We start from the raw sequence: 3,841 nt of genomic DNA on the forward strand, positions 1-3,841 counted from the left end.
GGGCCGCCGTGCGGTGTCAGTACCGCAGCACGGCGGCGATCCGGTCGTGCTCGGCGAGCGCGTCGTCGGGCAGGAAGACCACCTCGGCGCCGCGGTCGAGGGCGGCCTCCACCAGTTCGTCGACGATGTCCTCGCGGACGCCCTCCTCCCAGCCGAGCGGCCCGCCGTCGAGCGGGGCCAGGTGCCCGTCGGTGAGCCGTACGGTGCGCTGGAAGTGCTCCTCGACCGCGACCAGGTCGGCGCGGCCCTCGCGGACGGACTCCCAGACCTCGTCCAGGCCGGCCGCGAAGGTGCGGCGGCTGCGGGCGGCGTCCAGTGCGGCCCCGACCCGGTCGGACTCGTGCCGGGCGAACGCGGCCCGCGCGGGCGCGACCTCCTGGAGCAGCACCCGGTCCGGACCGTCCGCCAGACCGCCCTTGAGCACGGTGCCGGCCGGGGCGGCGGCGGCCTCGCCCACCTCGCGGAGCAGCGAGACCGCCTGGGCGAGGCCGACCAGGTACAGCGGCCGGCGGTCCCGGCCCAGCACGCCCGCCAGCGCGACGTCGACCGTGCGCAGGAAGCGCCGGGTCTCCTCGTCGCTGAAGGTGCTCGGCTGGTCGCCCACCCGTTCCTCGCGCTGGACGTCCCACTGGAGCTCCTCAGGGGCGGCCGGGAAGCCGTCCCCCTCGTGCTGCTGCAGCGTGTCGCCGGTGCCGGCCCACAGGGTGGCCTTGTCGGCGGCGACCGCGAGCACCCAGTACGGGCTGGCCTGGGCCTTGGCGGCGACCAGGTTGCGGGTCAGGAAGGTGTCGCTGAGCACGACCCGCTCGGGCACGTCGCGCGGCAGGCTCCACACCTGGTGCTCGCCGCTGGTCGCGTACAGCACCAGCCCGTCCTGGGAGTGCCGCAGGTCGACCTCGGCCGCCGCCCGCTCCAGGTGCTTGTGCAGGTCGATCCGGGTCTGCCGGGACGCCTCCGGGTCGGCGTCGATGCGGCGCTCGGCCTCGGCCAGCAGGTTGCGCAGCCGGACGGCGTCCTGGGCGTTGTCCGGCTCCCGCCGATGGGTGGGCATCGTCAGCGAGACCGCCGGGTACGGGCGGGCGGTGCGCAGCGCGCGCAGGGTGTCGGCGGTCAGGTCGTCGGTGTCCATGGGGGCCTTCCGGGTCGGTCCTCGCCGGGCACGGAGCCTGGCGGGGCCGCGCGGAGAACGGCGGTAGGACGGACGGCACGGCCCGCCGCCAGCCTCGCGCGCCGCCCGCGGGCGCGCCCCCGGGTGGCCGCCGACCGGGTTACCCGGCCCCGCTCAGGCGCCGACCTTGAGCAGCTCGATGCCGTGGCCGAGGGTCTGGGCGGTGCCGTCGGCCTTCGTCCGCAGGTAGCGCACGTTGCTGTCGGACAGGTGGACGCCGGTGGGCACCCGCTCGGCGACGTCGATGCCGAGCCGGCCGAGCTGGCCGGCCTTGTCCGGGTTGTTGCTGAGCAGCCGGATGCCGGTGGCGCCGAGGGTGGCCAGCATCTGCGCGGCCGCCGTGTAGTCGCGGCCGTCCTCGGGCAGGCCGAGCGCGGTGTTGGCCTGGTAGGTGTCCAGGCCGGAGTCCTGCAGGGCGTAGGCGTCGAGCTTGTTGTAGAGGCCGATGCCGCGGCCCTCCTGACGCAGGTACAGCAGGTAGCCGCCGGCCTCCGCGATCCGCTCGACGGACTCGCGCAGCTGCGGGCCGCAGTCGCAGCGGGCCGAGCCGAACACGTCGCCGGTCAGGCACTCCGAGTGCAGCCGCACCAGCGGCGTGCCCTGCGGCTCGCCGATGGCCAGCGCGAGGTGCTCGGCGCCGTCGGTGAGACCGTGGAAGGTGAACACCTCGGCCTCGACCCGGTACCCGTCCGGGAAGGCGAGCGGGATGCGGACGCGGGAGCGCACGGTGGCGGGCTCGGGGAGCTGCGCCCGGGCGGGGTCGGTGTGCGGCATGGCCGGCCTCCGTGGTCGGTGGTGGTTCAAATTCGAACCGGATGGTCGGCTCCGACCGTACCTCGTAGTTCCAATTTGAACAACTGGCTCTCCGCCGGACACGTCCTCCCCAACACGGCCCGTTCGGCCCACCATTCCCGGCCGTCCGCCCCGCCCGCCGCGCAAGCTGGGCGTGGGACGTCACCGACCACGAGGGAGCACCATGTCCAAGGCGTTCGGCTACCGGGCGTACGGCGGGCCGGAGAACCAGGAGTTCCTCGACCGGCCCGTGCCCGACCCCGGACCGGGACAGCTGCTGATCGCCGTCCGTGCGGCCGGGGTGAACCCGGTCGACTGGAAGATCCGCAACGGCTGGCTGGGCACCTCCGCCCCGCTGCCCCGGGTGCTCGGCGTCGAGGCCGCCGGCGTGGTGCAGCGGGTCGGCGCGGGCGTCACCGGCTTCGTCCCCGGCGACGAGGTCTTCGGCGTCGCGGCGGCCGGGGGCTACGCCGAGCACACCCTGCTCGACGCCGATGCCACGGCCCGCCGGCCCGCCGGCGTCTCCTTCGCCCGGGCCGCCGCCCTCCCGGTCGCCGCCGCCACCGCCTACGACGCGGTCGAGCAGCTCGCCCTGGAACCGGGCCGGACCCTGCTCGTGCTCGGCGTCGGCGGCGGCGTCGGGAGCGCCGCCGCGCAGATCGCGGTGGCCCGCGGCGTGCGTGTCGTGGGCACCGCCGCCGACCGCAGCCGCGCCTACGTCGAGGAACTGGGCGCCGTCCAGGTCCGCTACGGCGAGGGCGTCGCCGACCGGATCAGGGCCGCGGCACCGGACGGTGTGGACGGCCTGCTCGACCTGATCGGCGGCGAGGACCTGCGGGAGGCCGCCGCGGTACTGGCCGACCGCACCCGGCTGGTCTCCACCGCCGACCCGGAGACCGCCGCGGCGCTCGGCGGCAGCGCGGTGCGCCGCTCCTCCGGCCCGGCCGCCCTCGACGGGGTTGCCGAGCTGGTCGCCACCGGCGCCCTGGACCCGCGGGTCACCGCCACCTACCCGCTGGAGCGGGCCGCCGAGGCACTGGCCGAGGTCGAGTCCGGACACGCCCGCGGAAAACTCGTCCTGGTGATGGAGTGAGATGAAGATCGACAAGCCCGCCCCCGGCGCCCCCTGCTGGGTCGAGCTCGCCAGCTCCGACCCGGCCGCGTCCAAGGCCTTCTACACCGAGTTGTTCGGCTGGCGCGCGGAGGTCGACCCGCGGCCCGAGGCCGGCGGCTACACCACCCTGCTGCTCGGCGAGGACGCCGTCGCCGGGCTCAGCCCGCAGTACCGGGAGGGGCAGCCGACGGCCTGGTCGGTCTCCTTCGCCACGGCGGACGCGGACGCCACGGCCGCCGCCGTCCGCGCGGCCGGCGGATCGCTGCTGATGGAGCCGACGGAGGTGCTCGACATCGGCCGGTTCGCGGTGGCCGCCGATCCCTCGGGGGCGGCCTTCTCGATCTGGCAGGCCCGGCTCTTCAACGGTGTCGCGCTGCTGAACGAGCCGGGCTCGCTCGGCTGGGTGGAGCTCGCCACCCGCGACACCCACGGCGCCAAGGAGTTCTACTCCCGGGTCTTCGGCTGGAGCGTCACGGTCGGCGAGATGTACACCCAGTGGGGGCTGGCCGGGCGGGACTTCGGCGGCATGATGGACATGGCCGACCAGTTCCCGGCGGACGTGCCGCCGTACTGGATGCCGTACTTCGCGGTCGCCGACGTCGACAGCACCGCCGAGCGGTCGGTCGGCCTCGGCGCGAGCGTCACCCTGCCGCCCACCGACGTCCCGGACGGGCCCCGGCTGGCCGTGCTGCACGACCCGCACGGCGCCCGCTTCGGCATCCACGTCGCCGACCAGGCCTCCTAGCCCCGCGGCCCGCCGCGCGCAC

Annotated in this window: 4 protein-coding genes; 2 read left to right on the forward strand and 2 right to left on the reverse strand. The window is 75.7% G+C overall.

Going from position 1 to position 3,841, the window contains the following annotated elements; translation table 11 throughout:
• Positions 1-16: 16 nt before the first annotated feature.
• Positions 17-1,129, reverse strand: a complete 1,113-nt coding sequence (locus ACFV0G_RS36860; RefSeq protein WP_380557391.1) for a chemotaxis protein — start codon at positions 1,127-1,129, stop codon at positions 17-19.
• A 153-nt stretch (positions 1,130-1,282) separates the two neighbouring features.
• Positions 1,283-1,942 (reverse strand): GTP cyclohydrolase II, encoded by a 660-nt coding sequence (ribA, locus tag ACFV0G_RS36865; RefSeq protein ID WP_380557394.1) that lies wholly within the window; start codon positions 1,940-1,942, stop codon positions 1,283-1,285.
• A 202-nt stretch (positions 1,943-2,144) separates the two neighbouring features.
• On the opposite strand from ribA, the gene ACFV0G_RS36870 reads away from it, so the two are divergent.
• Positions 2,145-3,053, forward strand: coding sequence for an NADP-dependent oxidoreductase (locus ACFV0G_RS36870; protein ID WP_380557397.1), 909 nt, complete (start codon positions 2,145-2,147; stop codon positions 3,051-3,053).
• A gap of 1 nt (position 3,054) precedes the next feature.
• Positions 3,055-3,819, forward strand: a complete 765-nt coding sequence (locus ACFV0G_RS36875) for a VOC family protein (protein ID WP_380557400.1) — start codon at positions 3,055-3,057, stop codon at positions 3,817-3,819.
• Positions 3,820-3,841 lie beyond the last annotated feature (22 nt).

This window comes from Kitasatospora sp. NPDC059571 (assembly GCF_042735675.1).
Lineage (GTDB): Bacteria > Actinomycetota > Actinomycetes > Streptomycetales > Streptomycetaceae > Kitasatospora.

Excerpts from the sequence above, each read along its gene's own strand:
- ACFV0G_RS36870 (WP_380557397.1), top strand. The coding sequence starts at position 2,145 with ATGTCCAAGGCGTTCGGCTACCGGGCGTACGGCGGGCCGGAGAACCAG.
- ACFV0G_RS36875 (WP_380557400.1), top strand. The coding sequence starts at position 3,055 with ATGAAGATCGACAAGCCCGCCCCCGGCGCCCCCTGCTGGGTCGAGCTC.
- ribA (WP_380557394.1), bottom strand. The coding sequence starts at position 1,942 with ATGCCGCACACCGACCCCGCCCGGGCGCAGCTCCCCGAGCCCGCCACC.
- ACFV0G_RS36860 (WP_380557391.1), bottom strand. The coding sequence starts at position 1,129 with ATGGACACCGACGACCTGACCGCCGACACCCTGCGCGCGCTGCGCACC.